This window comes from Serratia sp. TMDUHS_CL, from assembly GCF_037137105.1.
GTDB classification, from domain to species: Bacteria; Pseudomonadota; Gammaproteobacteria; order Enterobacterales; family Enterobacteriaceae; genus Serratia; species Serratia nevei.
In genome coordinates this window covers 168,184-190,594 of the sequence record NZ_JBBBDV010000009.1, presented here as the reverse complement: position 1 = coordinate 190,594, position 22,411 = coordinate 168,184, and the positions used below count along the sequence as shown (strand labels likewise).

The 22,411-nt window shown below is 59.4% G+C and carries 25 protein-coding genes; 7 read left to right on the top strand and 18 right to left on the bottom strand.

Annotation, left to right across the window (positions count from 1 at the left end):
• Positions 1-21: 21 nt before the first annotated feature.
• From WCL58_RS17560 to WCL58_RS17540, 5 genes are all read right to left on the bottom strand, one after another.
• Positions 22-786, bottom strand: coding sequence for an SDR family oxidoreductase (locus tag WCL58_RS17560; protein ID WP_049274233.1), 765 nt, complete (start codon positions 784-786; stop codon positions 22-24).
• Between the two features lie 139 nt (positions 787-925).
• Positions 926-1,846, bottom strand: coding sequence for a sugar ABC transporter substrate-binding protein (locus tag WCL58_RS17555; RefSeq protein WP_336851429.1), 921 nt, complete (start codon positions 1,844-1,846; stop codon positions 926-928).
• 63 nt (positions 1,847-1,909) lie between these two features.
• The gene (locus tag WCL58_RS17550) at positions 1,910-2,950 is read right to left on the bottom strand and encodes an ABC transporter permease (protein ID WP_025160279.1); all 1,041 of its coding nucleotides are present in this window, start codon (positions 2,948-2,950) and stop codon (positions 1,910-1,912) included.
• A gap of 15 nt (positions 2,951-2,965) precedes the next feature.
• The gene (locus WCL58_RS17545) at positions 2,966-4,450 is read right to left on the bottom strand and encodes a sugar ABC transporter ATP-binding protein (protein ID WP_049202519.1); all 1,485 of its coding nucleotides are present in this window, start codon (positions 4,448-4,450) and stop codon (positions 2,966-2,968) included.
• Positions 4,451-4,525: 75 nt separating this feature from the next.
• Complete coding sequence (locus tag WCL58_RS17540) at positions 4,526-5,455, bottom strand: sugar ABC transporter substrate-binding protein (RefSeq protein WP_033642730.1); 930 nt, start codon at positions 5,453-5,455, stop codon at positions 4,526-4,528.
• 484 nt (positions 5,456-5,939) lie between these two features.
• Here WCL58_RS17540 and WCL58_RS17535 point away from each other — a divergent pair, with 484 nt between their 5' ends.
• The 3 genes from WCL58_RS17535 (at position 5,940) to dcuR (ending at position 9,233) form a co-directional block, all read left to right on the top strand.
• Positions 5,940-6,782, top strand: coding sequence for a class I fructose-bisphosphate aldolase (locus WCL58_RS17535; RefSeq protein ID WP_336851428.1), 843 nt, complete (start codon positions 5,940-5,942; stop codon positions 6,780-6,782).
• 125 nt (positions 6,783-6,907) lie between these two features.
• Positions 6,908-8,521 carry a sensor histidine kinase gene (locus WCL58_RS17530; protein WP_087762339.1) on the top strand — a complete coding sequence of 538 codons (1,614 nt, stop codon included), beginning with the start codon at positions 6,908-6,910 and terminating at the stop codon, positions 8,519-8,521.
• Complete coding sequence (gene dcuR / locus WCL58_RS17525; protein ID WP_336851427.1) at positions 8,514-9,233, top strand: two-component system response regulator DcuR; 720 nt, start codon at positions 8,514-8,516, stop codon at positions 9,231-9,233. Before WCL58_RS17530 ends, dcuR begins: the two co-directional genes overlap by 8 nt.
• Positions 9,234-9,270: 37 nt before the next feature.
• On the opposite strand, the gene WCL58_RS17520 is transcribed toward dcuR, so the two are convergent.
• From WCL58_RS17520 to fabV, 4 genes are all read right to left on the bottom strand, one after another.
• Positions 9,271-9,606, bottom strand: coding sequence for a hypothetical protein (locus WCL58_RS17520; RefSeq protein WP_060419415.1), 336 nt, complete (start codon positions 9,604-9,606; stop codon positions 9,271-9,273).
• A 43-nt stretch (positions 9,607-9,649) separates the two neighbouring features.
• Positions 9,650-9,955, bottom strand: a complete 306-nt coding sequence (locus WCL58_RS17515; protein WP_060419416.1) for a hypothetical protein — start codon at positions 9,953-9,955, stop codon at positions 9,650-9,652.
• A 171-nt stretch (positions 9,956-10,126) separates the two neighbouring features.
• On the bottom strand, positions 10,127-10,345 hold the full coding sequence (locus tag WCL58_RS17510) for a hypothetical protein (protein WP_064291234.1): 219 nt from the start codon (positions 10,343-10,345) through the stop codon (positions 10,127-10,129).
• A 226-nt stretch (positions 10,346-10,571) separates the two neighbouring features.
• Positions 10,572-11,771 (bottom strand): enoyl-ACP reductase FabV, encoded by a 1,200-nt coding sequence (fabV, locus tag WCL58_RS17505; RefSeq protein WP_048322950.1) that lies wholly within the window; start codon positions 11,769-11,771, stop codon positions 10,572-10,574.
• Between the two features lie 286 nt (positions 11,772-12,057).
• On the opposite strand from fabV, the gene WCL58_RS17500 reads away from it, so the two are divergent.
• On the top strand, positions 12,058-12,360 hold the full coding sequence (locus WCL58_RS17500; RefSeq protein WP_049202506.1) for a hypothetical protein: 303 nt from the start codon (positions 12,058-12,060) through the stop codon (positions 12,358-12,360).
• A 50-nt stretch (positions 12,361-12,410) separates the two neighbouring features.
• On the opposite strand, the gene WCL58_RS17495 is transcribed toward WCL58_RS17500, so the two are convergent.
• The 6 genes from WCL58_RS17495 to ftnA all read right to left on the bottom strand — a co-directional run bounded on the left by WCL58_RS17495 (position 12,411) and on the right by ftnA (position 16,315).
• Positions 12,411-12,761, bottom strand: coding sequence for a DUF4377 domain-containing protein (locus tag WCL58_RS17495; RefSeq protein ID WP_060419421.1), 351 nt, complete (start codon positions 12,759-12,761; stop codon positions 12,411-12,413).
• Positions 12,762-12,896: 135 nt separating this feature from the next.
• Positions 12,897-13,304: a hypothetical protein gene (locus tag WCL58_RS17490; RefSeq protein WP_336851426.1), complete on the bottom strand. Its 408-nt coding sequence runs from the start codon at positions 13,302-13,304 to the stop codon at positions 12,897-12,899.
• Positions 13,305-13,793: 489 nt separating this feature from the next.
• On the bottom strand, positions 13,794-14,135 hold the full coding sequence (locus tag WCL58_RS17485; RefSeq protein WP_025302452.1) for a YebY family protein: 342 nt from the start codon (positions 14,133-14,135) through the stop codon (positions 13,794-13,796).
• A gap of 69 nt (positions 14,136-14,204) precedes the next feature.
• On the bottom strand, positions 14,205-15,086 hold the full coding sequence (gene copD / locus WCL58_RS17480) for a copper homeostasis membrane protein CopD (protein ID WP_060440195.1): 882 nt from the start codon (positions 15,084-15,086) through the stop codon (positions 14,205-14,207).
• Positions 15,087-15,088: 2 nt separating this feature from the next.
• Positions 15,089-15,505, bottom strand: a complete 417-nt coding sequence (gene yobA / locus WCL58_RS17475) for a CopC domain-containing protein YobA (RefSeq protein ID WP_336851425.1) — start codon at positions 15,503-15,505, stop codon at positions 15,089-15,091.
• A gap of 291 nt (positions 15,506-15,796) precedes the next feature.
• Positions 15,797-16,315, bottom strand: coding sequence for a non-heme ferritin (ftnA, locus tag WCL58_RS17470; protein WP_025302449.1), 519 nt, complete (start codon positions 16,313-16,315; stop codon positions 15,797-15,799).
• 344 nt (positions 16,316-16,659) lie between these two features.
• On the opposite strand from ftnA, the gene WCL58_RS17465 reads away from it, so the two are divergent.
• Complete coding sequence (locus WCL58_RS17465) at positions 16,660-16,890, top strand: DNA polymerase III subunit theta (RefSeq protein ID WP_070914783.1); 231 nt, start codon at positions 16,660-16,662, stop codon at positions 16,888-16,890.
• 33 nt (positions 16,891-16,923) lie between these two features.
• Here WCL58_RS17465 and pip read toward each other — a convergent pair whose 3' ends face one another.
• Entirely contained in the window at positions 16,924-17,877 is a 954-nt protein-coding gene (gene pip, locus WCL58_RS17460) for a prolyl aminopeptidase (RefSeq protein ID WP_038875880.1), read from the bottom strand.
• A gap of 194 nt (positions 17,878-18,071) precedes the next feature.
• Positions 18,072-18,497 (bottom strand): RNA polymerase-binding protein DksA, encoded by a 426-nt coding sequence (gene dksA / locus WCL58_RS17455; RefSeq protein ID WP_033653830.1) that lies wholly within the window; start codon positions 18,495-18,497, stop codon positions 18,072-18,074.
• A gap of 369 nt (positions 18,498-18,866) precedes the next feature.
• Here dksA and WCL58_RS17450 point away from each other — a divergent pair, with 369 nt between their 5' ends.
• Entirely contained in the window at positions 18,867-19,613 is a 747-nt protein-coding gene (locus WCL58_RS17450) for a carbon-nitrogen hydrolase family protein (protein ID WP_180548404.1), read from the top strand.
• A 26-nt stretch (positions 19,614-19,639) separates the two neighbouring features.
• A complete protein-coding gene (gene exoX / locus WCL58_RS17445) occupies positions 19,640-20,308 on the top strand; it encodes an exodeoxyribonuclease X (protein WP_004928833.1) in 669 nt (222 codons plus the stop codon).
• A 37-nt stretch (positions 20,309-20,345) separates the two neighbouring features.
• Here exoX and WCL58_RS17440 read toward each other — a convergent pair whose 3' ends face one another.
• On the bottom strand, positions 20,346-22,379 hold the full coding sequence (locus WCL58_RS17440; protein ID WP_047727774.1) for a S9 family peptidase: 2,034 nt from the start codon (positions 22,377-22,379) through the stop codon (positions 20,346-20,348).
• Positions 22,380-22,411 lie beyond the last annotated feature (32 nt).

The following is a 22,411-nucleotide window of genomic DNA, read 5'->3' as shown; positions in this document are numbered from 1 at the left end:
GAGGCCACGGCGCCCGTGGTCTCAGCCGCGCTGGATGGACACGCCACCGTCCACCAGCATCGCGGTGCCGGTGACAAATGAGGAAGCGTCAGACGCCAGATACAGCGCCGCCTGCGCGATCTCCTCCGGCATCGCCAGCCGCTTCAGCGCGTGCAGATCGGCCACCTGCGCCAGCGCCTCCGGGGTATTGCTCATCTGCCGGCCCATCGCCGTATCGGTGCCGCCCGGCAGCAGTGCGTTCACCCGAATGCCGCGCCCGCCGAACTCCACCGCCAGCGCCTGCGTCAGGCCGATCAGCCCCGACTTGCCGGCCGCATAGGCCGCCGTGCCGGGAAACGCCGCGGTGTGGCCGACGAAGGTGGAGGTGAAAATCACCGAGCCCGCGCCGCGCGCCAGCATGGCGGGGATTTGATATTTGGCGCCGTAGTAGGCGCTCGACAGATTGGTTTCCAGCACCTCGCGCCATTCTGGCGCGGTGAGCGCCAGCGACGGCCCCAGCGGCCCCAACGTGCCGGCGTTGTTGAAGGCGATATCCAGCCCGCCGAATTCGTCGACCGCCGTCGCCGTCAGCCGTTCGGCGAAGGCTTCATCGCGCACGTCGCCCGCCACCGCGAGCGCCCGGCCGCCCTCGCGCCGAATGTCCTCCACCAGCTCCGCCAACAGCCGCTCGCGCCGCGCCCCCAACACCAGCGCAGCCCCCTGGCGGGCGAACAGCAGCGCCGCCGCCCTGCCGATCCCCGAACTGGCGCCGCCGATCACCGCCACCTTGCCGTTCAATGCGTTCATCGCTCATCCTCACGCGGTTTAAAGATCCTCAGTGTGAAGCAAGATCCCGCGCCGCGCTGGCCGCAAGCGGACATGTAACTGACGCCAATAAAAAAGGCGCTGCAAGCAGCGCCCCGGCAACGCGAATCTGACGGTTAACTCACGGCCTGGTCGCATACTTCTGCATCGTGGCCGGCGTCACCAGCTCGAACGGGATCCAGTAATACGGCTCGAGCTTTTCACCGTTGATCATGCGCTGCGCCACATCGACCGAGGCTTTGCCCTGCCCGACCGCGTCCTGGAACACCGTGACCTGCATCTTGCCGGAGGCCAGCGCCTTGAGGCCGTCCGGCGTGGCGTCGATGCCGCCGATCAGCACTTTCTTGTCCGCCTTGCCCGCCTGCTGCAGCGCCATGATTGCGCCGATCGCCATCTCGTCGTTGTTGGCGGCGACGATGTCGATCGCTTCGCCGTTGGTCAGCCAGTTCATCATCAGGTCCATACCTTCACTGCGTGAATAGTTGGCGCTCTGCTTCTGCACCACCTTCATTTTCGGGTACTTGCTCACCACCTGCTCCACGTCTTTGGTGCGCTGCAGCGCGCCGGCGTCGGTCAGGTTGCCGACCATCACCGCCACGTTGCCCTGATAGCCGGCCAGCCGCGCCAGCTCTTCCATCTGCAGCGTGCCGGATTCCCGCTCGTCGGAGCCGACGAACACCACGCCCTGCGGCAGTTTGGCGTCGCCCGGCGTGCGGTTCACGTACACCAGCGGCACGCCGGCGGCCTGGACCATTTTGGTCATCACCGGCGTGCTGGCCGAGTTGACCGGATCGACGATAATCGCGTCCACCCCGGCGCTGATAAAGCTCTGCACCTGATCGGTCTGGCGGCCGACGTCGCCGCGCGCGTCCTCAAACTGCACGGTGATGCCGCGCGCCTTGGCCTCCTTGTCGATCGCCTGGCGGATGATGGTGAGGAAGTTCTGGTCGAAATAGGCCATCGACACGCCGATGGTTTGCGCCCATGCCGGGGTAGACGCGCACAGCGCCACCGCCAGCCACAGCCCTTTCAGGTAATTCATGATGTGTCCCCCGGTAAAAAAACGCCGCCGGCCAACCCTGGCGCCGGCGGCAATTCACGGCAATCAGTGTTTTTTGCGGTTGCGCCGCATGTCGATCGACACGGCGGCGACGATAATCACGCCTTTGATGATGTCCTGAATGTAAGAATCGACGCCGATAAAGGTGAAGCCGCTTTTGATCAGGCCGAGGATCACCGCGCCGATCAACGTGCCGGTGATGCGCCCGACGCCGCCCATCAGGCTGCTGCCGCCGATCACCGCCGCGGCGATGGCGTCCAGCTCGTAGGACATCCCCATGCTCGACTGGCCGCTACTGACGCGCGCCGCCAGCACCACGCCCGCCAACCCCGCCAGGCCGCCGGCGATGGTGTAAACCGTCACCAGGTACTTATTGACGTTGATGCCGGAAACCCGCGCCGAGGTCATGTTGCCGCCGATGGCGTAGATGTATTTGCCGTAGCGGGTGTGCTTGAGTGCGATATGGAAGATCACCGCAATCACCAGGAAGATGATCACCGGCATCGCGCCCTGGCCGATTGACGTGAAGCCGTCCGACAGGAAGCTGACCGGGTTGCCCTTGGTGTAGTACTGCGCCAGGCCGCGCGCCGACACCATCATCCCCAGCGTAGCGATAAACGGCGGAATGCCGGTGCGGGTGATCAGGAAGCCGTTGATAAAGCCGCAGACGATGCCCACCCCGATCCCCGCGCCGATCGGGATCGCCGCCGGCAGATCGAGCAGCCCCGGATACATCGGCGAGATGCTGTCCGAGGTCTGCGCCAGACTGGCCGCCACCACCGCGGTCAGCGCAATCAGCGAGCCGGAGGAGAGATCGATGCCGGTGGTGATGATCACCTGGGTGACGCCCACCGCGATGATGCCGATGATCGCCACCTGCAGCACGATCAGCAGCAGGCGGTTCGGGTTCAGCAGGAATGACTGATCGCGCATGTACCAGCCGAGGATTTCGAAGATCAGCGCGATGCCGATCATCACGATGAAGATACCGGTATCCTTCGGCATTTTGCCGCTCAGCCCGGAGAACAGCGTTCCCTTGCCCGTTGAATCGGCGGAGAGCGGCTTCTCAATCTTTACGTTACTCATGATGTTCACCCTTCGTTATTCTGAGGCCAGCGCCAGGATCTTCTCCTGGTCCGCGTCGTCTTTGTCCAAAATGCCGGTGATGCGGCCGCCGTGCATCACCATCACCCGGTCGCTCATGCCGAGGATCTCCGGCAGCTCGGAGGAAACCAGAATGATGGCGACGCCACGGTTGGCCAGCTCGCTGATCAGGCGGTAAATTTCCGCTTTCGCCCCCACGTCGATACCGCGCGTCGGTTCGTCGAGGATCAGGATTTTCGGCTGCGCCAGCAGCCAGCGCGCGATCAAGACCTTCTGCTGGTTGCCGCCGCTGAGGTTATTGATGATCTGATCCATGGTCGGCGTTTTGATGTTGAGCTTTTTAATCTGATCCATGCAGTCTTTGGCCATCTGCACGTGGCTGACGAAACCGTTCTTGCCGATGTATTCCGACAGGTTGACGATGCTCATGTTCTCAACCACCGACAGCACCAGAAACAGGCCGGATTTCTTGCGGTCTTCGGTGAGGAACGCCAGCCCGCTCTCGATCGCCTTCGCCGGGGAATCCACTTTTACCGCCTGGCCTTCGATAAAGATCTCGCCGCCGTCCGCCGGGTGCATGCCGAACAGGCTCTCCATCACTTCGCTGCGCCCGGCGCCCACCAGCCCGGCAACGCCGAGGATCTCGCCGCGCTTGACGCTAAACGATACGTCATGGAACCAGCCGCTGCGGCGCAGCCCCGCCACCCGCAGCACTTCCTCGCCGATATTGTTGTTGAATTTAGGGAACATCTGCGTCAGTTCGCGCCCCACCATCATGGTGATCAGCGACTGTTTGGTCAGGTTTTCGGTTTTGTCGCAGGCGATGAAGGTGCCGTCGCGGAAAATGCTCACTTCGTCGGTGATGGCGAAGATCTCGTCCATCTTGTGGCTGATATAGATGATGCCTTTGCCCTGCTCGCGCAGCTCGCGAATGATGGCGAACAGGTGCACCACTTCGCCTTCGGTCAGCGCCGAGGTCGGTTCATCCATGATCAGCACGTCGGCGTTGTAGGATACCGCCTTGGCAATCTCCACCATCTGTTGGTTGGCGATGCTCAGCTCGCCCACCAGCGTTTCCGGCTGCAGTTTGATGTTCAGCCGCGCCAGCAGTTCGCGGGTCTGTTCGTTCAGCTGTTCGTGGTTGACGAACCCCAGCCGCGCCGGTTCGCGCCCCAGCCAGATGTTTTCCGCCACCGTCATGTAGGGCACCAGGTTCAGCTCCTGGTGAATCATGGAAATGCCCGAATGCAGCGCCTGCAGCGTGTCGCTGAAGGTGACCGGCCGACCTTTGATTTTGATCGAGCCTTCGTCCGGGTGGTAGATGCCGATCAGGCATTTCATCAGCGTCGATTTACCCGCGCCGTTTTCCCCCATCAGCGCGTGCACGCTGCCGGGTTTGATTTTAATCGAGACCTTATCCAGCGCTTTGACGCCGGGGAACTGCTTGCTGATGCCTTCGGCCTCAAGAACATAAGGGTACATACCGCTTACCTCCGCACTGACCCACGTTTTCCGCCGCGCTCGCCCCACACCGGCGCCCGCGGCGGGCTTCACGGCTTATTTCTTGTTTTTATCGGCGAATTGCTGGTAATTGGCCTGGGTGATCAGTTGGTAAGGGATCAGCACGTTGCTCTCCACTTTCTCGCCTTTCACCAGTTGAACGGCGGTCTGCACCGCGCCTTCGCCCTGGCCTTTGGCGTCCTGGAACACGCTCAACGCCAGATCGCCCTTCTTGATGAACTCCAGCGCGTCCGGCGTGCCGTCAACGCCGGCCACCAGCACGCCGGATTTCTTGGCCTGCTTCAGCGCCAAAATAGCGCCGATGGCCATTTCGTCGTTGTTGGAGGCGATGGCGTCTATCTGCTGGCCGGACAAAATCCAGTCGGTGGTAACGTCCACCGCCTCTTTGCGGAAGAACTTGGCGGTTTGCTTATCGACTATTTTGATGCCGGGATAGTTGGCCGCCACCTCTTCCACGCCGCGGGTGCGGTCGCGCGTGGCTTCACTCGACAGCTCGCCCATCAGGATCATCACGTTGCCCTTGCCGTTCATCAGCTTGGCCAGCGCTTCCATCTGCAGCTTGCCGGCCAGCTTGGAGTCGGAGCCGACGTAGGCCATGCCGGCCGGCAGCGCCACTTCCGGCTTGCGGTTGACGAACACCAGCGGGATCTTGGCCTTCTCGGCCAGCTTAATCATCGGCTTGACGCCCTGGGTATCCACCGGGTTGAGGATGATGGCGTCGACGCCCTGGCTGACGAAGTTTTCGATTTGTTGAATTTGCTGCGCGATGTCGCCCTTGGCGTCTTCGAACTGGCCGCTGACGTTGCCGTCGGCCTTCATTTTGTTTTGCATCGACTGGCGCAGAATGGTGAGGAAGTTGTCATCGAAGTAAGCCATGGAAACGCCGATCTTGATGTCTTTCGCCAACACGCTGGCCGGCAGCATGCACATCAGTACCGAGGCGGCGATCAGTTTCTTCAGCTTCATGTTCGTTACCCTTTAATCGTTAGAATGAAGAGGTCTGTTGGTTGACAGCTAATGAAAAATATTTTTTACATTCAAACAACAATACGGTCGGTGTTATCCCTTTGATACGGCGAATTTACCGCGTTATCGCCGTATAAAGGTCGTTGGAAAAATGGTGATCAATATCTCAAAACAGATTAAAAACAACCAATTGAAATAAACCCCTGGCACAACAAACGGCACCTCCGGCACGTTTTTAAATTTTTATTTCATAATTTAGATTATTGAAACTTTTTAACCCAAACAAGCGAAACATGCATTTTGGAATGGCTTATTAACAAAAACATGACACGGATCTAACAAATGAAATGAAAGCCGCCGGCGAGCGTTCCTCTTTCGTGCGCCGGCAAAAACTGCGAGCGGCCACGCAGTTTGCGGTTTCCGCGTTTCCCGACCATCCTTACTCGGCAATAATGGACATATCCCTATCTCAGGAGGACCTGACATGCAGCTCAGCAGTAAGGTGCGGATGAACCGCCTGTTCAACAACGGCAAGTGCCTGGACGTGGCGATCGATCACGGCATCGCCAACGAACCGGATTTCTTGATCGGCCTGGAAGATATCGAACGGGTGATGGGCAACCTGATCGCCGCGCGCCCCGACGCCATTCAGGTCAACTACGGCCAGGCGGATCTGCTGCAGCGCGCGCCGCAGCGCGACAAACCGGCGCTGGTGATGCGCTCCGACGTCGGCAACGCCTATAACGCCGCGCGCCACCGCGAAATGTGGGCGGTGCTGCACAACCCGGAGGCGCCGATCCTCGCGGCGCTGCAAATGGACGCCGCCGCGGTGGTGGTCAATCTGTATATGATCCCGGATGAGCCCGGCATTTTCCGCCAGTGCGTGGAAAACATCGGCCGCCTGCGCCACGCCTGCGATCAATACGCCATGCCGCTGATGATTGAACCGCTGGTGATGGCCCCAGCCGGCCAGGGCGCCGCCTACGGCTCGCTCGGCGACGTGGAGAAGATCGTGCCGCTGGTGCGGCTGGCGCGCGAGCTGGGCGCCGACATCATCAAGGCCGACCCGACCGAACGCGTGGAAGACTTCCACCGCGTGGTCGAAGCGGCGCGCTGCCCGACGCTGGTGCGCGGCGGCGGCAAGGGGGAGCTGGGGCCGGTGCTGGAGAAATCCGCCGCGCTGATGGCCCAGGGCGCCTCCGGCATGGTTTACGGCCGCAACGTCTATCAACACAGCAATCCGTCGCAGGTGGTGCGCGCGTTGATGGCAATCATCCATCAGGGCGCCAGCGGCCAACAGGCGCTGGAGATCTACCACCAGCAGTGACCCGCTTTTGTAACTAAAATAACCCCCTACTCCCCCGGCAGCATGCTATAACCTGCTGCCGGTAACTGCAGCTTGCCTCATTCCTCGCTAGAATACGCCGTGATATCGCCATTCGGAGAACCGCCATGCCAAAACAACGGGTGCCGCTCAAGCTGAGCACCTCCATCACGCTGATGGTGTCCGCCATCATCGCTTCGGTGCTGCTGGTGGTATTCGCGCTGTTTTTCGTGCAGATGAGCCGCGAGGGGCAAGATCAGCTGCAGCAGAAAGCCATCGCCGTCGCCAATACGCTGGCGCTCTCCAGCACGGTGGTTGACGGCCTGCAGCGGCGCGACCAAAGCGGCGCCATTCAGCGCTTCGCCGAGCAGGTGCGCCATCAAAACGAGCTGCTGTTCGTGGTGGTGGTGGATATGCAGGGTATCCGCTATTCGCACCCCAAACCCTGGCTGATCGGCCAGCATTTTATCGGCGACGATCTGGCGCCCGCGCTGCAAGGCAACGTCAACAGCGCCATCAACCGCGGCACGCTGGCCCCGGCGCTGCGGGTGTTCGTGCCGGTGTATGACGCGCAGAAACAGCAAATCGGCGTAGTGGCGCTCGGCATCGCGCTGGATACCGTGCAGCGGGTGGTGGCGGAAAGCCGCTGGATCATCTATTGGACCATCGCCTTCGCCGCGCTGGTCGGCAGCCTGGGCACCTTCTTCCTGGTCTCCGCACTCAAGCGCATCATGCTGGGTTTCGAGCCTTACGAAATCTCCAACCTGTTCGAACAGCGCAACGCCATGCTGCAATCGATTAAAGAAGGCGTGATCGCGGTCGATAATGAATCCCGCATCACCATCGTCAACGACGAGGCCAAGCGCCTGCTGCGCCAAAGCGGCCCGGTGGAAAACCTGCTGCTGGAAGCCGCCAGCAAGCATTGGCCGGCGCAGCTGCATCTGGCGGAGGTGCTGGCCAGCGGCAAACCGCTGCGCGATCGGCAGATCAGCTTCAACGGCAGCGAACTGCTGACCAATACCGTCCCGGTGATCGTCAACGGCCAGGTGACCGGCGCCATCGCCACCTTCCGCGACAAGACCGAGGTCAGCCGCCTGCTGCAGCGCCTGAGCGGCATGGCGCACTACGCCGATGCGCTGCGGGTGCAGTCGCACGAATTTATGAACAAGCTGCACGTGATACTCGGCATGCTGCACATGAAGGCCTACCAGCAGTTGGAAAACTACATCATCAATACCGCCAGCAACTATCAGGAAGAGATCGGCGCGCTGCTGCGCAAGATTCACTCGCCGGAAGTGGCGGGCTTCTTCATCGGCAAGATCAGCCGCGCCCACGAAGCCGGCGTTGAGCTGACCATCGAGGAAACCAGCCTGCTGCCGGAAACCGACGACGCGGAAACCACCCATGTGCTGATCAGCGTGCTCGGCAACCTGATCGAAAACGCCATCGACGCCATCGACGGCGTTGAGGGCCACGAGATCGGCCTGAGCTTCCATCACCACGACGATCAATTACACTGTATCGTCAGCGACGACGGCCCCGGCATCGATCCGGCGATCGGCGCGCGCATCTTCGAACACGGATTTTCTACCAAGGGAACGGGACGCGGCATTGGCCTGGCGCTGATCCGCAGCCATCTGGAGAAACTGGGCGGCAGCATCGATTTCGAATCCGAACCGGGCGAGCTGACCCAATTTTTCGTGCACCTTCCCTATCAGGCCAAGAGCAGAGCCCATGATTAACGTACTGATTGTCGACGACGACCCGATGGTGGCGGAGCTGAACAAATACTACCTGAGCCAGGTCAGCGGTTTTCACTGCCAGGCGACGGTCGCCACCCTGAACCAGGCGCGCGCCCTGCTGTCCGATGCCAGCGTCAGCATCGATCTGGTGCTGCTGGATATCTACATGCAGCAGGAGAACGGGCTGGATCTGCTGCCCGGCCTGCGCGAACTCGGCGAGAAGACGGATGTGATCATCATCTCCTCCGCCAGCGACGTGAACACGGTGCAAAAGGCGCTGCACTACGGCGTGGTGGATTATCTGATCAAACCGTTCCAGTTCAGCCGCTTCAAGGAGGCGCTGAGCCACTACCGGCAGCAGTCGCAGATTCTGGCGCAGCGCGAGTTTTCGCAGGCCGACGTCGACAGCCTGCTGCGCCGCCAGCCCGGCGGCCAAGAGAGCAAGAAGCTGCCGAAGGGACTAACCAGCATTACCCTGAGCACGGTGTGCGAGTGGATCGAACAGCAGCATGACAGCGAATTCTCCACCGACAACCTGGCCAACGCCATCGGCATTTCGCGGGTGTCCTGCCGCAAGTACCTCATCTATCTGGCGGAGAGCGGCATTCTCGGCACCCGTATTCTGTACGGCGCCACCGGCCGCCCGGTCTATCTGTATCAGCTGAAACCGGACGCGATCGCCATGCTGAAAGAGCATTGCCGCCCGGCCTAAACGACGCCGGGCGCTGATGGCGCCCGGACGGTTAATGTTAGAAGCTGTGCATGTAACACTTCGCCTCGCGGTGAGGATCTTTCGAGTGTCTCCGCAGGCAGCGCTGCTTTTTCTCCTGCTGTTCCAGGTGATGCTGCTGCCGTTTGGCGCTCTCTGCCGCCTCGCGCTGCTGTTCGCGCGCAATCGCCTGCTCGTTGGCCAGCGTCAGATTATCGACATTCCACACCTTGTGGCGCAATGCGTCGCGCTTTTTCTGATACTCCTCGGTGACCTTGCTGTCCTTCGGCGCCGCCGCATGGTATTCCAAATCCACCCGCGCCTGCGCGAAGCTGGCGCAACACAAGGCCGCGCCGGCCAACACTATCCTTTTCATTAATGATTCCTTTTACATCGTTTTACTCTGCGCGCACGCCGGCTCAACAACCGTTCGGCGATGCCGGCGGCTTTTCCTCTGAACGGGGCGCGCGCTGCCCGCCGGTGACGGGCGCTTTGCCGGGCTCGATACCGCACTCCGCCAGCCGCGCCAGCTCTTCCGCATCGCGCTCTGCCGGTGGCGCTTCCTCGCTCATTTCCTGCCGCAGATCCTGCGCCAGCGCTTTCAGCCGCTTTTGAAACAGCACCGGCGACACGCCTTCACATTGCCTGTCGTAGCGCGCCGCGCCGGCGCTTTGGCTTAGCGGCAGCAACAGCAAGAGAAAGATCGCGGCCATGTCCTTCGCCATGGGCAACTCCTTTGATTACACCGAAATAAACCGGCAGTTCCCTATAAGGAAAACGAATTGTCTGCTAACGCAATAAATGGTCGGGCCACGGCAGAATAGCGTAGGAAAGGTAAACCCTCCGACAATATCGACAGAATGCGCGCATTAATTTGGCTGAATATATTTAGCGGCTTAACGATCGAATATTTTCGACCCATCGAAGGTGCCGCCAATGCCGACATTTCCTTCGTGCAATACCGAGGAGGCGGACTCGCCCGCCATGATGCGCTGCCGCTGCTCCCGCGTGGCAGGCTGCGGCTGAGACCAGTCTGGGGACGTTGACGTCGGCTGAATCGCGCTGCAAGCGCTCAACAACAATAACGATGCCGGGGCCCAATAACGCCATGTCATCGTTTTCTCCTTAAAGGAAATAAAATACCCGCAGCCGGCGGCAAGGGTAAATAAAAAAATGACTTTCTTTAGTTTAATAACCGTCGTTATTTCAACGCCGCCCGCCGATGTTAATCACCTGGTTAACCTATTAACCTGAAATAAACATTTTCGCTTAGCCACCCGATAATTCGCGTGCAATAAAAAAGGCCGGGCTAACCCGACCTTGTTTGACCGCTCGACGCGCTTAGACCAGCTCGATCACATCGAAGTTGGCTTCGCCGCTCAGATCGGCGTCGTAGTCAACGCCCTGCAGACCAAAGCCGAACAGGCGCAGGAATTCCGCCTTGTAGCCCTGGTAATCGGTCAGTTCGTTGATGTTGTTGTCGTTCAGCTGCTGCCAGATTTCACGGCAGGTTTCCTGCACGGCGTCGCGCAGCTCCCAGTCATCCAGACGCAGACGGTGTTTCTCGTCGGTGTCCGGCGCCGCACCGCTGTACAGCTTGGTGGCGAACAGACGCTGGATCTGCTCGATGCAGCCTTCGTGAATGCCCTGCTCCTTCATGATCTTGAACACGATGGAGATATACAGCGGCATTACCGGAATGGCGGAGGAAGCCTGAGTCACTACCGACTTGAGCACCGCAACGTAAGCCGCGCCGCCTTTGGCCTGCAGCTTCTGGTTGATGGCGTGTGCCGCGCGATCCAGATCTTCTTTCGCCTTGCCCAGCGTACCGTGCCAGTAAATTGGCCAGGTCAGATCGGTACCGATGTAGGAGTAAGCGACAGACTGCGCGTTATCCGCCAGCACGCCCGCTTCGTCCAGCGCGTCCATCCACAGCTGCCAGTCCTGGCCGCCCATCACCTTCACGGTGTCGGCGATTTCTTGCTCGTTGGCCGGCTCGACCACGGCTTCAACCAGCACGTCTTTGTTGGTGTCCAGCGCGACGGATTTGTACGGCTCGCCGATCGGCTTCAGTGCGGAACGCACCACTTCGCCGGTTTCCGGCATCTTACGCACCGGCGAAGCCAGCGAGTAAACCACCAGGTCAACCTGACCCAGGTCTTTTTTGATCAGATCGATCACGGTCTGACGACACTCGTTGGAGAATGCGTCGCCGTTGATGCTTTTCGCGTACAGGCCTTCTTCTTTAGCTGCCTTGTCGAAACCGGCGGAGTTGTACCAACCGGCGGAACCGGTTTTGCCTTCGCTGCCAGGCTTCTCGAAAAATACGCCGATGGTGGCCGCACCGCTGCCGAAAGCGGCATTGATGCGCGAGGCCAGACCGTAACCGGTGGATGCACCAATGACCAGCACCTTTTTAGGCCCGTTTTTCAGTTCGCCGCGCGACTTAACGTAGGCGATTTGCTCACGGACGTTGGCTTCACAGCCTGCCGGGTGAGCGGTGGTGCAGATAAAACCACGAATTTTAGGTTTGATAATCATAGTAATTTTTTCTTGGTAGCTAAAAACCGAAGGACAATATACCTGATTTTCTCGATATACTTAAGAAAGTGCGAAAACAAGCGCAGTGAACAGACCAGTTTAGTCGAGGGATCAGGGTTGCCCAACTCCGCATCGTGCTGCCTCCACGCGCCACGCGTCGCACCCTCAGCGCGTTCAAGCCTTCCCTCTTCAAATCAGCAAAAGTTGATCATGCTTCTGGCGTTGCGTTATGGTGTGGCTGTTTTTCGGTCGAATATCAGGGAAGATAAAATCACCAGGAACAGTAATGGAACCGACTTTATATTATATTCTTTCAACTCTCGCTGCCGCGGCCTGTCTGGCCGTGAAATACGGCTTCAGACCGCCTCTGGGTTCCAAGGGTTATGTCGTTCTGGTTACGATATGCTTTTTAATCCTTTGCTGGCAATTTACCCTTTTTGCCAACGGCAACGCGATGTTTATTGCTGACTCTGAAACATGGGCCAAAGAAAATTGGCCTCTACGCTACTGTGCGTTGGGGTTTGCTCTTGCACATGCCTTCGCCACTTTCGAATCCTCCAGAAGAAAGAAAAAAGACAAACTTTCCTGAAGACGTCACCACCAAATGAAACGCCATTTGGTGGTGACAAGGTAGATCCATTACGCCTTGTTCTTTTCCATCTGCTCAATCAGCGTATAGCGCAGCGATGAAGCATCGGCCGGCACGTTCTCCACCGGAGTAACAAGCACTTTCAGCCGATACTGATAGCCCGGTTCGAAGGTGAAACCCTCGATACCGGTATAGAACAACTCCCACGGCTGCTGCGCGGAACGGCGCACCTGCATGCACTTCATCGGGCCGACGCCCACGCAGTCCACCAGCGCGCTGTTCACCAGCAACACCTCCGTTTGGCCGCCTTTCTCGTTCGCGGGCTGATTCATCGAGGTTCCCTCCTGGCTGCAGCCGGCCAGCGCGGCCAACGCAACAAATAACAACGCTTTAATTTTCAATGTACTGCACCAATAGTCATGTAGGTCAGGCGATCCTAACAAATTGACTGGATGAATTGAACCTTGCTCCGTATCACAGGAGCGACATTATTCGTTCGCGTTTATTCTCCAAACTCACGCGTTACAGGACAGCGGTCATGACGGTACGCTGTCGTTTTTATCATCGCCATCAATGAGAAAACCGGCATCACGAATCGCCGCCTTCACCTGCCTGGCATCCATCACCGCCGTTTTCACATAGCCAAAAAAGGCTACCCGCGTGCCAGGCAGACGGACTGGCGTCGCCAGTTGGACACTGAGTTCGAGATTGCGCTGCGCCATCAGCTCAGCACGCGCCTGCCAAAACGCGGCGAGATCGGAGGGAGTTTCAGTGGTTGTTTCGAACCGAGACGCCAATTCGCTTAGCGCCTCCCACTCCGCCAACAGGGCGGCAACCAGTTCGGGGTTGGCCATCTTCCCCCAGTCAGAGGGTAAAGCCCCCTCACGCCACGCCTCGAGATAGCCGGGCAACGCCATCTTCAACTGGCTCAACCGATCGTTCAACGCTGGTTTCCTTTTACAACACCTAATGCTTTGATATTCCCCATAATGTCACTCTCATTTAACGGTGATGGGAGCAATGATCGGAGCTTATCAGCGCCATAAATGACGTAATAACTTTTGGTGCGGCGAAATTAGCGATATGTGCGGGTGGGGAATAAGGATGGAGATCGGGTTGGTGGCTATGACTCGAAAAGAGGAGCGGGGATTGCTGGTGGTGCCTTAAATGAAATTTCCTTATAAATCAATCACACAAAAAAAGACCGAATACGATTCCTATATTCGGTCTAGGGAAATGGCTCTTGGGAGAGAGCCGTGCGCTAAAAGTTGGCATTTAATGCAGGGCTTGTTCAGCCGTGCACTTTAAGAGTAGCCTACCGCGCCAGTTTTGCCAGCCGCCCGGCGGCCGCGTGATAGTTTCGTGACGAAATAACTATGCGGCAAATGCGCATCAATCCGCGTACGTTGGGCAAGACGTTGGCAAACAAGCGGTTAGTCAGCGCACAGCTTCTCGGCGCGTTCGATAAACGGCGCCAGGCTCATTTTTTTCCCCGGTTCGGCAGGGTCGTCCAGCAGGAGCACCTCCAGCGGTTGCGCGCGCTGATGGCCCTTCTTCACCTGCTGCTCCGCTGCGTCGTTGAGCGGGTATTGCATCAGAGTGCTGTTGTTGAGCACGAACAGCGCGCCGCCGCTGCGGCACTGCAGCGTCACTTCTTCCTTGGTGAACGCCCACTGTTTGCCGTATTCCAGTTTGGTGATGTTTACCAGTTTGTCTGCCGCCAGCGCGCCGGTCGCGGTTGCCAGCAGCGTAATGCCGAGTAATACCGATTTCATGTGTTGGCCTTAAGGTTGCTATTCACGTCGATTTTCCCGCAGCTTGCCCGGTTGCGGCAAGCCGAAATGTCAAACCGGCGCATAGGTTGCAAATAAACTGACCAGCAGCAGCACCGCCATCCCCAGCCCGACTTCGAGCCAGCAGGCCAGCACCACGCCGCGCTGCGCCAGCGCCGGCACGCGGCTCATTGCCGGCACGATGGCGTAGCGATTGGCCAGCGCCACCATCACCATCAGCGCCACCAGCGCGGTTTTGATCAGCAGCAGGCGCTGATAAGGCGAGCCGAGGTTGAGCGGCCAACCGCCGAGAATGATCAGGCTGTTGACGATGCCGGTGACGATCACCGCCGCCACCGCCAGGTGCCCCCAGCGCGAGAAACGGATCAGCGTGGTGATGGCGTCGCTGCGCCACTGCGGCGGCTGCAGGTAGCGCAGGCAAACCAGCAACGGCGCCAGACAACCGAACCAGTAGCCGGCGGCCAGCAGGTGCACCGCATGGTTGGCGCGGTGCAGCACGCCCAGCGTGCCTTCGTGCATCGCCGCGTGGCCGATGAACGCCAGGCTGACCAGCAGCAGCGCCGAACACAGCGCCAACGCCTGCGCGCGCGGCCTTTCCGGCAGCAGCAGGCTCAGGATCGCCAGCAGCGACAGGCCCAGATGCCAGCGCCACACTTCGCCGAAGGTGGTGCCGAGCACCGCCCACCAGACCTCCAGCCGCCAGGCGTCTTCCCAACCGTCGCCCATTTGCCCGGCTTGAATGGCCAGCAGCGCCACGGCGGAAAGCCCGGCAATCCAGGTGCCGGCAAGCAGCAGCGGGCGCACATCGCGGGAGAGGATCGGGGAGAGGCGCTGCGGTGACAATAAGGCGGTGAACAGACTGATGCCGAACATCAGCATCACCGCCGCAAAGTGCACCAAGCGACACAGAACGAACAGGGTCGCCAGACTCACGATCAGTTTACGGTGAAGCTGTACTGGCCTTTGGTTTTATGCCCGTCGACCGAAACCACATGCCAGCTGACGTTGTATTTGCCCGCTCTCAGCTCGCCTTCGATCGGCACGTTGACCTGGGTGTTGTTGTTCGGATCGAGCTGCAGCTTGCCGGTTTTCACCACGGCGTTGTCCGGGCCGGTGATTTTCACGCCGCTGAAGTTCGGCTCGATGCCTTCGGAGAAGCTGAGGGTCAGCGCTTTCGGCGCCAGGCTGACGCTGGCGTCGGCCTTCGGCGTTTCCACTTTCAGGTGGGCGTGCGCCAGCGCTTGCTGCGAAGACAGGCCGACGAACAGGACAAAAACGGTGGAAAGCAGGCGACAGGAGGAACGAATTTTACCGATCACAGTGGTATCCCTTAACAGTATAAAGAGGGTCATAAGGGTTAAGGCCACAGCCAAGGCGATGTATCAGCGGCCCCAACCCACCGCAAATGATTGCGCCACGGGTAAACAGAAAAACGGGTTGTATCGGCTAACCCGCTGTTTTGACTCTACCATCCCTGTAGCGTATCGCGGTAAATCATAACGACCAGGCTGCGGCAAGTCGAGCGCATCACTGGCATTTTGCGATCCGGCAGCACGTATCGCCGCATAACCGCGATAAACGCAGGGTAAAAAAAACCGCGCGTCAGGCTCGCCCGCGCGCGGTTTTCGATTTTCTGATGCGGATTAAGCCTGGCCGTTGCCGCCCTGGCCCATCGCGCCCATTTTCTTCAGATCTTTGTCGATGAAGAACAGGCCTTTGCCGCTGGTGCCCACCAGCGCCAGCTTATCCAGCACGGATTTGAACAGTTTCTCTTCTTCGTGCTGCTCCGCCACGTACCACTGCAGGAAATTGAAGGTGGAGTAATCGTGTGCGGTCATGGCGGCGTGCGCCAGTTCGTTGATCTGACGGGTGATCAGCTGTTCGTGCTCGTAGGTCTGCTGGAACACGTCCGCCAGCGATTCGAACGCCACCGGCGGCGCGGCGATGCTGCCCAGCAGCGGCAGAGAGCCGGTGTCGCTCAGGTAGTCGAACAGACGTTGCATATGCTGCATCTCTTCCTGAGAGTGCTCTTTAAGAAATGCGGCGGCGCCTTCAAAGCCTTTATCGCTGCACCATGCGCTCATCTGCAGGTACAGGTTGGCGGAGTAGAACTCCAGATTCAGTTGCTCATTCAGCTTTTGAGTCATTTCTTGCGTCAGCATAATGATTCCTTTTATTTTGCAGGTCATGAATTTAATTTCCGCGCATTATGCCCTGCCGCCGTGAAAATAAAAACACCTTATTTACACTCAAATCACATTAATTATAAAAATCATATATATCAATAAATTAAAATATCAACACCACATTGAGAATTAACATGATAATTATTTTCATCTTTTATTTTAATCAAAAAGCGAATCATTCTTATTTAAAAGAATAAATAGATTGCATTACTCCCGGATAAATATCGCCCACGGCAGCGGCGCAACGGGCTTGCCAAGCGCCCCCGGGTGGATTACCTTCTGCGCAGGTTCAAAGCGGCAAAGTAAGTAAGGAGCATAGCGTGGGTTACAATCTGGCCGAACTGTCTAAAGAAGAGATGGACCGGGTGAACGTGGATCTCGCCGCCTCAGGCGTGGCGTACAAAGAGCGCTACAACATGCCGGTGATCCCGGAAGTGGTGGAGCGTGAGCAGCCGGAAGTGCTGCGCGACTATTTTCGCGAGCGCGTGGCGTACTACCGCGCGGAATCCCACAGGTTTTCGCGCCTGCCGTACGAGCCGAAGGTCAAATAACAAAAAACCCGCCGTAACGGCGGGTTTTTTACGTCACTTGCCGGCGAACCGGTCGGTGGCGATCATCAGCTGGTGCAAGATGCCCGGCTCATCAAACGAATGCCCCGCCCCTTCCACGATATGCAACTCCGCTTCCGGCCAGGCCTTGGCCAGATCCCAGGCGTTCTGCACCTGGCAGGCCATGTCATAGCGGCCGTGGACGATCACCGCCGGAATATGGCGGATTAGCGGCACGTTGCGCAGCAGCTGGTCATCGCTTTCCAGGAAGCCCAGATGGGTGAAATAGTGGTTTTCAATGCGGGCGAACGCCAGGGCGAAATCATCCTCGCCGAACGAAGCGGATTCGCGGCTCGGCAACAGCGTCACCGTCTCCCCTTCCCACACGCTCCACAGCTTGGCCGCTTCGAGCTGCACCTGCGGATCGGCCGAGGTCAGCCGCTGCCGGTAGGCGGCGATCACGTCTTTACGCTCGTCATCCGACAGAATGGACAGCACGCGCGCCCATTTGTCCGGGAAGAAGCGTGAAGCGCCGTCCTGGTAATACCAATGCAGTTCCTGCTTGCGCAGGGTGAAGATGCCGCGCAGCACCATTTCACTGACGCGCTCCGGGTGGGTCTGCGCATAGGCGAGCGCCAGCGTCGATCCCCAGGAACCGCCGAACACCAGCCATTGATCGACGCCGGCCATGTCGCGCAGCCGCTCGATATCGGCCACCAAATGCCAGGTGGTGTTGTTGTCCAGGCTGGCGTGCGGACGGGAACGGCCACAGCCGCGCTGATCGAACAGCAGCACCTTGTAGCGTTCCGGATCGAACAGCTGACGATGATGCGGGGAGATGCCGCCGCCCGGCCCGCCGTGAATGAAGACCGCCGGTTTACCGTTCGGGTTGCCGCTCAGCTCCCAGTAGATCCGGTGGCCATCCCCAGTGTCCAGCCAACCGCTGTCGTATGCTGCTAACGGCGGGTACAAACCTCGTAATTGTTCCATGGCGCTTTCCGTCTCTCTGTGAGTCATGCTTTCATCAAAGCGGAAGCCGCCCGGCAGGTCAACGGTAAAACCCGAAAACTCGAACGCGCGCCGAGAACTCGGCGCGCGTTTGCTCAAAATCACAACGACCTGCCTGCAAAATGCCCACAGGTCCGATCGGTTGAGGGGCATGTTCGCCCCCCGGTGGGATTCAATTAGCCACCTTTGCGCATATGCGGCTCACGCATCTCCTGTGCGGTTTTCGCCTCGATGCTCAGCTCCGCCGTCGGGCGCAGCAGCAGACGCGCCAGCCCGATAGGTTCGCCGGTTTCCCGGCAGTAGCCGTACTCGCCGTTCTGCAATCGCGCCAGCGCCGCATCGATTTTCGGCAGCAGGCGGCTTTCGCGATCCAACTGGCGGAACAGCAGGCGCAGATCCTCTTCGCGCGCCGCCTTGTCGGCTTCATCGCCCGTCGCTTCACCGCCGTCGATCTCTTTTTTCAGTTCATCAATGTGCAGCAGCAGCTTTTGCCGCTCATCCTGCAGCAGCTGGCGGAAAAACGCCCGTTGAACCGAGTTCATATAATCAGAATCCGGCATGGCCAGCAGTTGCTGCGCATCCGGTAACGTCATGACTGTCATTGCGCTCTCCCAACACCAAAAGTGTAACATTATAACATAATATTTATTTTTAGCACCCGGTCATCCAAAAACAAAATTTCATGCGCAAACAGCCGGTTAATCTAAACCTGCACTTTGCCGCTTGCATCCTCTTGGCTTTAGGCGGTTAATGGCTGAGCAAGCCACCCAATCATAGGTAACGAGAGGCCATCATGAGTAAGGGAATGGATAGCAAAAAGAATGCGAAGAAGAAGCCGTTGAAAACCCCAGCTGAGAAACGTGCGGAGAAACGCGCCAAAAAAGCGCATCCGTCTGGTGAGTAAGCGTCCTTCCATCCGTCATTAAACCCGCCAAGGCGGGTTTTTTATTGCCTCACTGGAGAGATGACCGATGTCCTGCCTCACCCTTGCCGCCGCCCAATACTCCGCTGCGGCAGCCAATATCGCCTGCAACCTTGAACGTCACCTTGAATTTGTTGCGCAGGCAGCCGATCGGCAGGTGCAGCTGCTGGTTTTTCCCGAGCTGTCGCTGAGCGGCTATGAGTTGGCCAATGCTGCCGAACTGGCGCTGACGCTGGACGATCCTCGCCTGCTGCCGCTCAGTGCAGCGGCGCAATCACGGCAGATGACGATCATCGTCGGCGCGCCTTTGCGCAGTGGCCCGGCATTGCATATCGCCGCCTTGATCTTTCACCCCAACGGCGCATTGACTACCTATACCAAACAGCATCTGCACGGCGCGGAACAGCAATACTTCTCGCCCGGTGAGGGCGGCTCGTTGCTGGAACTCCATCACCACAACATCGCGCTGGCTATCTGTGCCGATACTTCGGAGCCCGGGCACGCGAGCGCCGCCGCACGGGCGGGTGCGCACATTTATGCCGCCGGCGTGCTGGTATCTGAAGCCGGTTACGCGAAAGACAGCGCCGCGCTGGCAGACTATGCCCGACGTTACGGTATGGTCACGTTGATGGCCAACCATGCGGCACCGACCGGTGGCTGGATCCCGGCAGGCCGCAGTGCCATCTGGGATAACACGGGAGAGCTCCTGGTTGCCGCGCCGGATGACGCCTCAAGTCTGATCATCGCCGACAAGACTTCCGACGGTTGGCACGGCCGCCTGTGCCGGTTAAGCTGAGGGCTGACGGCAACGCGGAGGAAAACATGACGTTACGCGTAATAGATACCGAGACCTGCGGGCTGGATGGCGGCGTGGTGGAAGTGGCCTCCCTCGATCTGCTCGACGGTCAATTGACCAACCCGATGAGCGATCTGGTCAGCCCGGATCGCCCCATCAGCCTCGACGCGATGGCGATTCATCACATCACCGAGCAAATGGTGGAAGGCAAACCGCGCATCGCGGTGGCGATCGGCCGCTATCAGGGCAGCCCCTACTACGTGGCGCACAACGCCGCTTTCGATCGCGGCGTGCTGCCGGAGATGAACGGCGCCTGGATCTGTACCCTCAAGCTGGCGCGCACGTTGTATCCGGACATCAAGTACGGCAACCAATATCTGCGCTATGCGCTGAACCTGGATGTGCAGCTACCGGCAGACGCCACGCTGTATCCGCACCGCGCGCTGTATGACTGCTACGTCACCGCCGCGCTGCTGCAACGCATCATCAAGGATTCGGGCTGGACGCCGGAGCAAATGGTGCAGATCACCGAACAACCGGTGCTGCTGAAGAAGTTCAAATTCGGCAAGTATCGCGGGCAGGAGATCGATCGCATCGCCCAGGAAGATCCCGGCTATCTGCGCTGGATGCTGAAATCCATCGACGATCTGAGCCCGGACATGAAGCACACGCTGAAATACTATCTGATTGGCTAACACGGCGGGCGGCACAGAGGCCGCCCGCCGAATGCCGTTACTCCGCCAGCGCCAGAATGAAGGCGTACTCCAGCGCAATATCCTCATAGGCCTTGAAGCGCCCGGACTTGCCGCCGTGGCCGGCATCCATGTCGGTATACAGCAGCAGCTGCCGATCGTCGGTTTTCAGTTCGCGCAGCTTGGCCACCCACTTGGCCGGCTCCCAATACTGCACCTGCGAATCGTGCAGGCCGGTGGTCACCAGCAGATGCGGGTATGCCTGCGCCTTCACCTGATCGTACGGGCTGTACTGCTTGATGTAGTCGTAATAGGCCTGCTCGTTCGGGTTGCCCCACTCGTCGTATTCACCGGTGGTCAGCGGGATCGACTCGTCCAGCATGGTGGTCACCACGTCGACGAACGGCACCTGTGCCACCACGCCGTGGAACAGCTGCGGCGCCTGGTTGATTACCGCCCCCATCAGCAGGCCGCCGGCGCTGCCGCCCATGGCGAACACCCGCTTGCCGTCGCCGTACCCTTGGGCGACCAGCGTTTCGGTCACGTCGATAAAATCGTTGAAGGTGTTCTGCTTATTGAACAGCTTGCCGTCTTCATACCACAGCTGCCCCAGCTCGCCGCCGCCGCGAATGTGCGCCAGCACGAACACGAAACCGCGATCGAGCAGGCTCAGGCGGCTGGCGCTGAACGCCGGATCCATGCTGCTGCCGTAGGAGCCGTAGCCGTACACCATCAGCGGGTTGGCGCCGCGCTGGAAGCTGTCCTGGCGATACACCAGCGAGACCGGCACCTCGACGCCGTCGCGCGCCTTCACCCACACTCGCTCGCTGCGGTAGTTTTCCGGCGTGAAGTTCTTCACTTCCTGCTGTTTGAGCATCGTCCGCTCGCCGCTGTCCATGTTCAGCTCGTACAGCGTGGTCGGGGTGGTCATCGACGAATAGCCGTAGCGCAGCAGCGCGGTTTCCGGATCCGGGTTATACGCCAGCCAGGTGGTGTAAGTCGGATCGTCGAAGGCGATGCGCTTCTCTTCGCCAGTCTGCCAGTGGATCTGGCGCAGCAGCGTCAGGCCGGCGCTGCGCTCCTCCACCACCAGCCAGTCGCGGAACAGGCTGAAGCCCTCCAGCATCACGTCGGCGCGCGGGGCGATCAGCGTCTGCCACTGCGCTTCGTCCGCCTGTTCGCTTTGGTACAGGCCGAAGTTCTTGCCGTCCTTGTTGGAGCGGATGTAGAAATGCTGGTGATAGTGATCGATGGCGTACTCATGATCCTTGCGGCGCGGCACGAACAGCTGCGGCTTGGCGTCCGCACGATCGGCGTCCAGCAGCAGGATCTCCGAGGTGGTGGTGCTGCTCAGGTGGATCAGGATAAAGCGCTCGGAGGTGGTCTTCTCCAGCCCGACGTAGAAAGTATCGTCCCGCTCTTCGTAAATCAGCTCGTCCTGCTGCGGATCGCTGCCCACCACGTGGCGATAGACCTGATACGGCAACAGCGTCTTGGCGTGCTTGCGCACGTAGTACACCGTCGAGGAGTCGTTGGCCCACTCGAAGCTGCCGGAGGTGTTCTCCAGCACTTCGTCCGCCCAGCTGCCGTCGGCCAGGTTCTTGAAGCGAATGTCATACTGGCGGCGCGACAGGAAATCCTCCGCCACCCCCAGCCGCTGGTTGTCGGGGCTGACGTCCAGCCCGCCCAGGGTGTAAAACTCGTGGTTCTCGGCGCGCTGGTTGCCGTCGATAAGCACCTCCCAGTGCTCGCTCTCGGCCTGCGGCTGGCGCACGGAAATCGCGTATTCGTTGCCCGGCTCATAGCGCGTCTGATAGCGATAGCCGTGGCGCACGTAAGGCACCGAATGTTCCTGCTGCGGAATGCGCGCCACCATCTCTTCGTACAGGGTTTCGCGCAGCGCCTGCTGCGGTTTCAGCATCGCATCGGTGTAGGCGTTCTCCGCCTGCAGGTAGTCCAGCACCTGGCGGTCTGCGCGCTCGTCGTCGCGCAGCCAGTAATAGTCATCCACGCGCGTGTCGCCGTGGATGGTGATGGGATAAGGGCGTTTTTCCGCTTTCGGTGGGGTCATCATTGCTAAATCATCCGCTTACATAGATTGCGGCA

Coding starts and splice junctions, on each gene's coding strand:
- yobA (WP_336851425.1), bottom strand. CDS start 15,505: ATGACCCTCTTTATACTGTTAAGGGATACCACTGTGATCGGTAAAATT.
- ftnA (WP_025302449.1), bottom strand. CDS start 16,315: ATGCTGACGCAAGAAATGACTCAAAAGCTGAATGAGCAACTGAATCTG.
- dcuR (WP_336851427.1), top strand. CDS start 8,514: ATGATTAACGTACTGATTGTCGACGACGACCCGATGGTGGCGGAGCTG.
- WCL58_RS17515 (WP_060419416.1), bottom strand. CDS start 9,955: ATGGCGAAGGACATGGCCGCGATCTTTCTCTTGCTGTTGCTGCCGCTA.
- pip (WP_038875880.1), bottom strand. CDS start 17,877: ATGGAACAATTACGAGGTTTGTACCCGCCGTTAGCAGCATACGACAGC.
- WCL58_RS17550 (WP_025160279.1), bottom strand. CDS start 2,950: ATGAGTAACGTAAAGATTGAGAAGCCGCTCTCCGCCGATTCAACGGGC.
- WCL58_RS17450 (WP_180548404.1), top strand. CDS start 18,867: ATGTCCTGCCTCACCCTTGCCGCCGCCCAATACTCCGCTGCGGCAGCC.
- WCL58_RS17500 (WP_049202506.1), top strand. CDS start 12,058: ATGGAACCGACTTTATATTATATTCTTTCAACTCTCGCTGCCGCGGCC.
- fabV (WP_048322950.1), bottom strand. CDS start 11,771: ATGATTATCAAACCTAAAATTCGTGGTTTTATCTGCACCACCGCTCAC.
- WCL58_RS17535 (WP_336851428.1), top strand. CDS start 5,940: ATGCAGCTCAGCAGTAAGGTGCGGATGAACCGCCTGTTCAACAACGGC.
- WCL58_RS17520 (WP_060419415.1), bottom strand. CDS start 9,606: ATGAAAAGGATAGTGTTGGCCGGCGCGGCCTTGTGTTGCGCCAGCTTC.
- WCL58_RS17485 (WP_025302452.1), bottom strand. CDS start 14,135: ATGAAATCGGTATTACTCGGCATTACGCTGCTGGCAACCGCGACCGGC.
- WCL58_RS17510 (WP_064291234.1), bottom strand. CDS start 10,345: ATGACATGGCGTTATTGGGCCCCGGCATCGTTATTGTTGTTGAGCGCT.
- WCL58_RS17540 (WP_033642730.1), bottom strand. CDS start 5,455: ATGAAGCTGAAGAAACTGATCGCCGCCTCGGTACTGATGTGCATGCTG.
- dksA (WP_033653830.1), bottom strand. CDS start 18,497: ATGACAGTCATGACGTTACCGGATGCGCAGCAACTGCTGGCCATGCCG.
- WCL58_RS17560 (WP_049274233.1), bottom strand. CDS start 786: ATGAACGCATTGAACGGCAAGGTGGCGGTGATCGGCGGCGCCAGTTCG.
- WCL58_RS17530 (WP_087762339.1), top strand. CDS start 6,908: ATGCCAAAACAACGGGTGCCGCTCAAGCTGAGCACCTCCATCACGCTG.
- WCL58_RS17545 (WP_049202519.1), bottom strand. CDS start 4,450: ATGTACCCTTATGTTCTTGAGGCCGAAGGCATCAGCAAGCAGTTCCCC.
- exoX (WP_004928833.1), top strand. CDS start 19,640: ATGACGTTACGCGTAATAGATACCGAGACCTGCGGGCTGGATGGCGGC.
- WCL58_RS17440 (WP_047727774.1), bottom strand. CDS start 22,379: ATGATGACCCCACCGAAAGCGGAAAAACGCCCTTATCCCATCACCATC.
- WCL58_RS17555 (WP_336851429.1), bottom strand. CDS start 1,846: ATGAATTACCTGAAAGGGCTGTGGCTGGCGGTGGCGCTGTGCGCGTCT.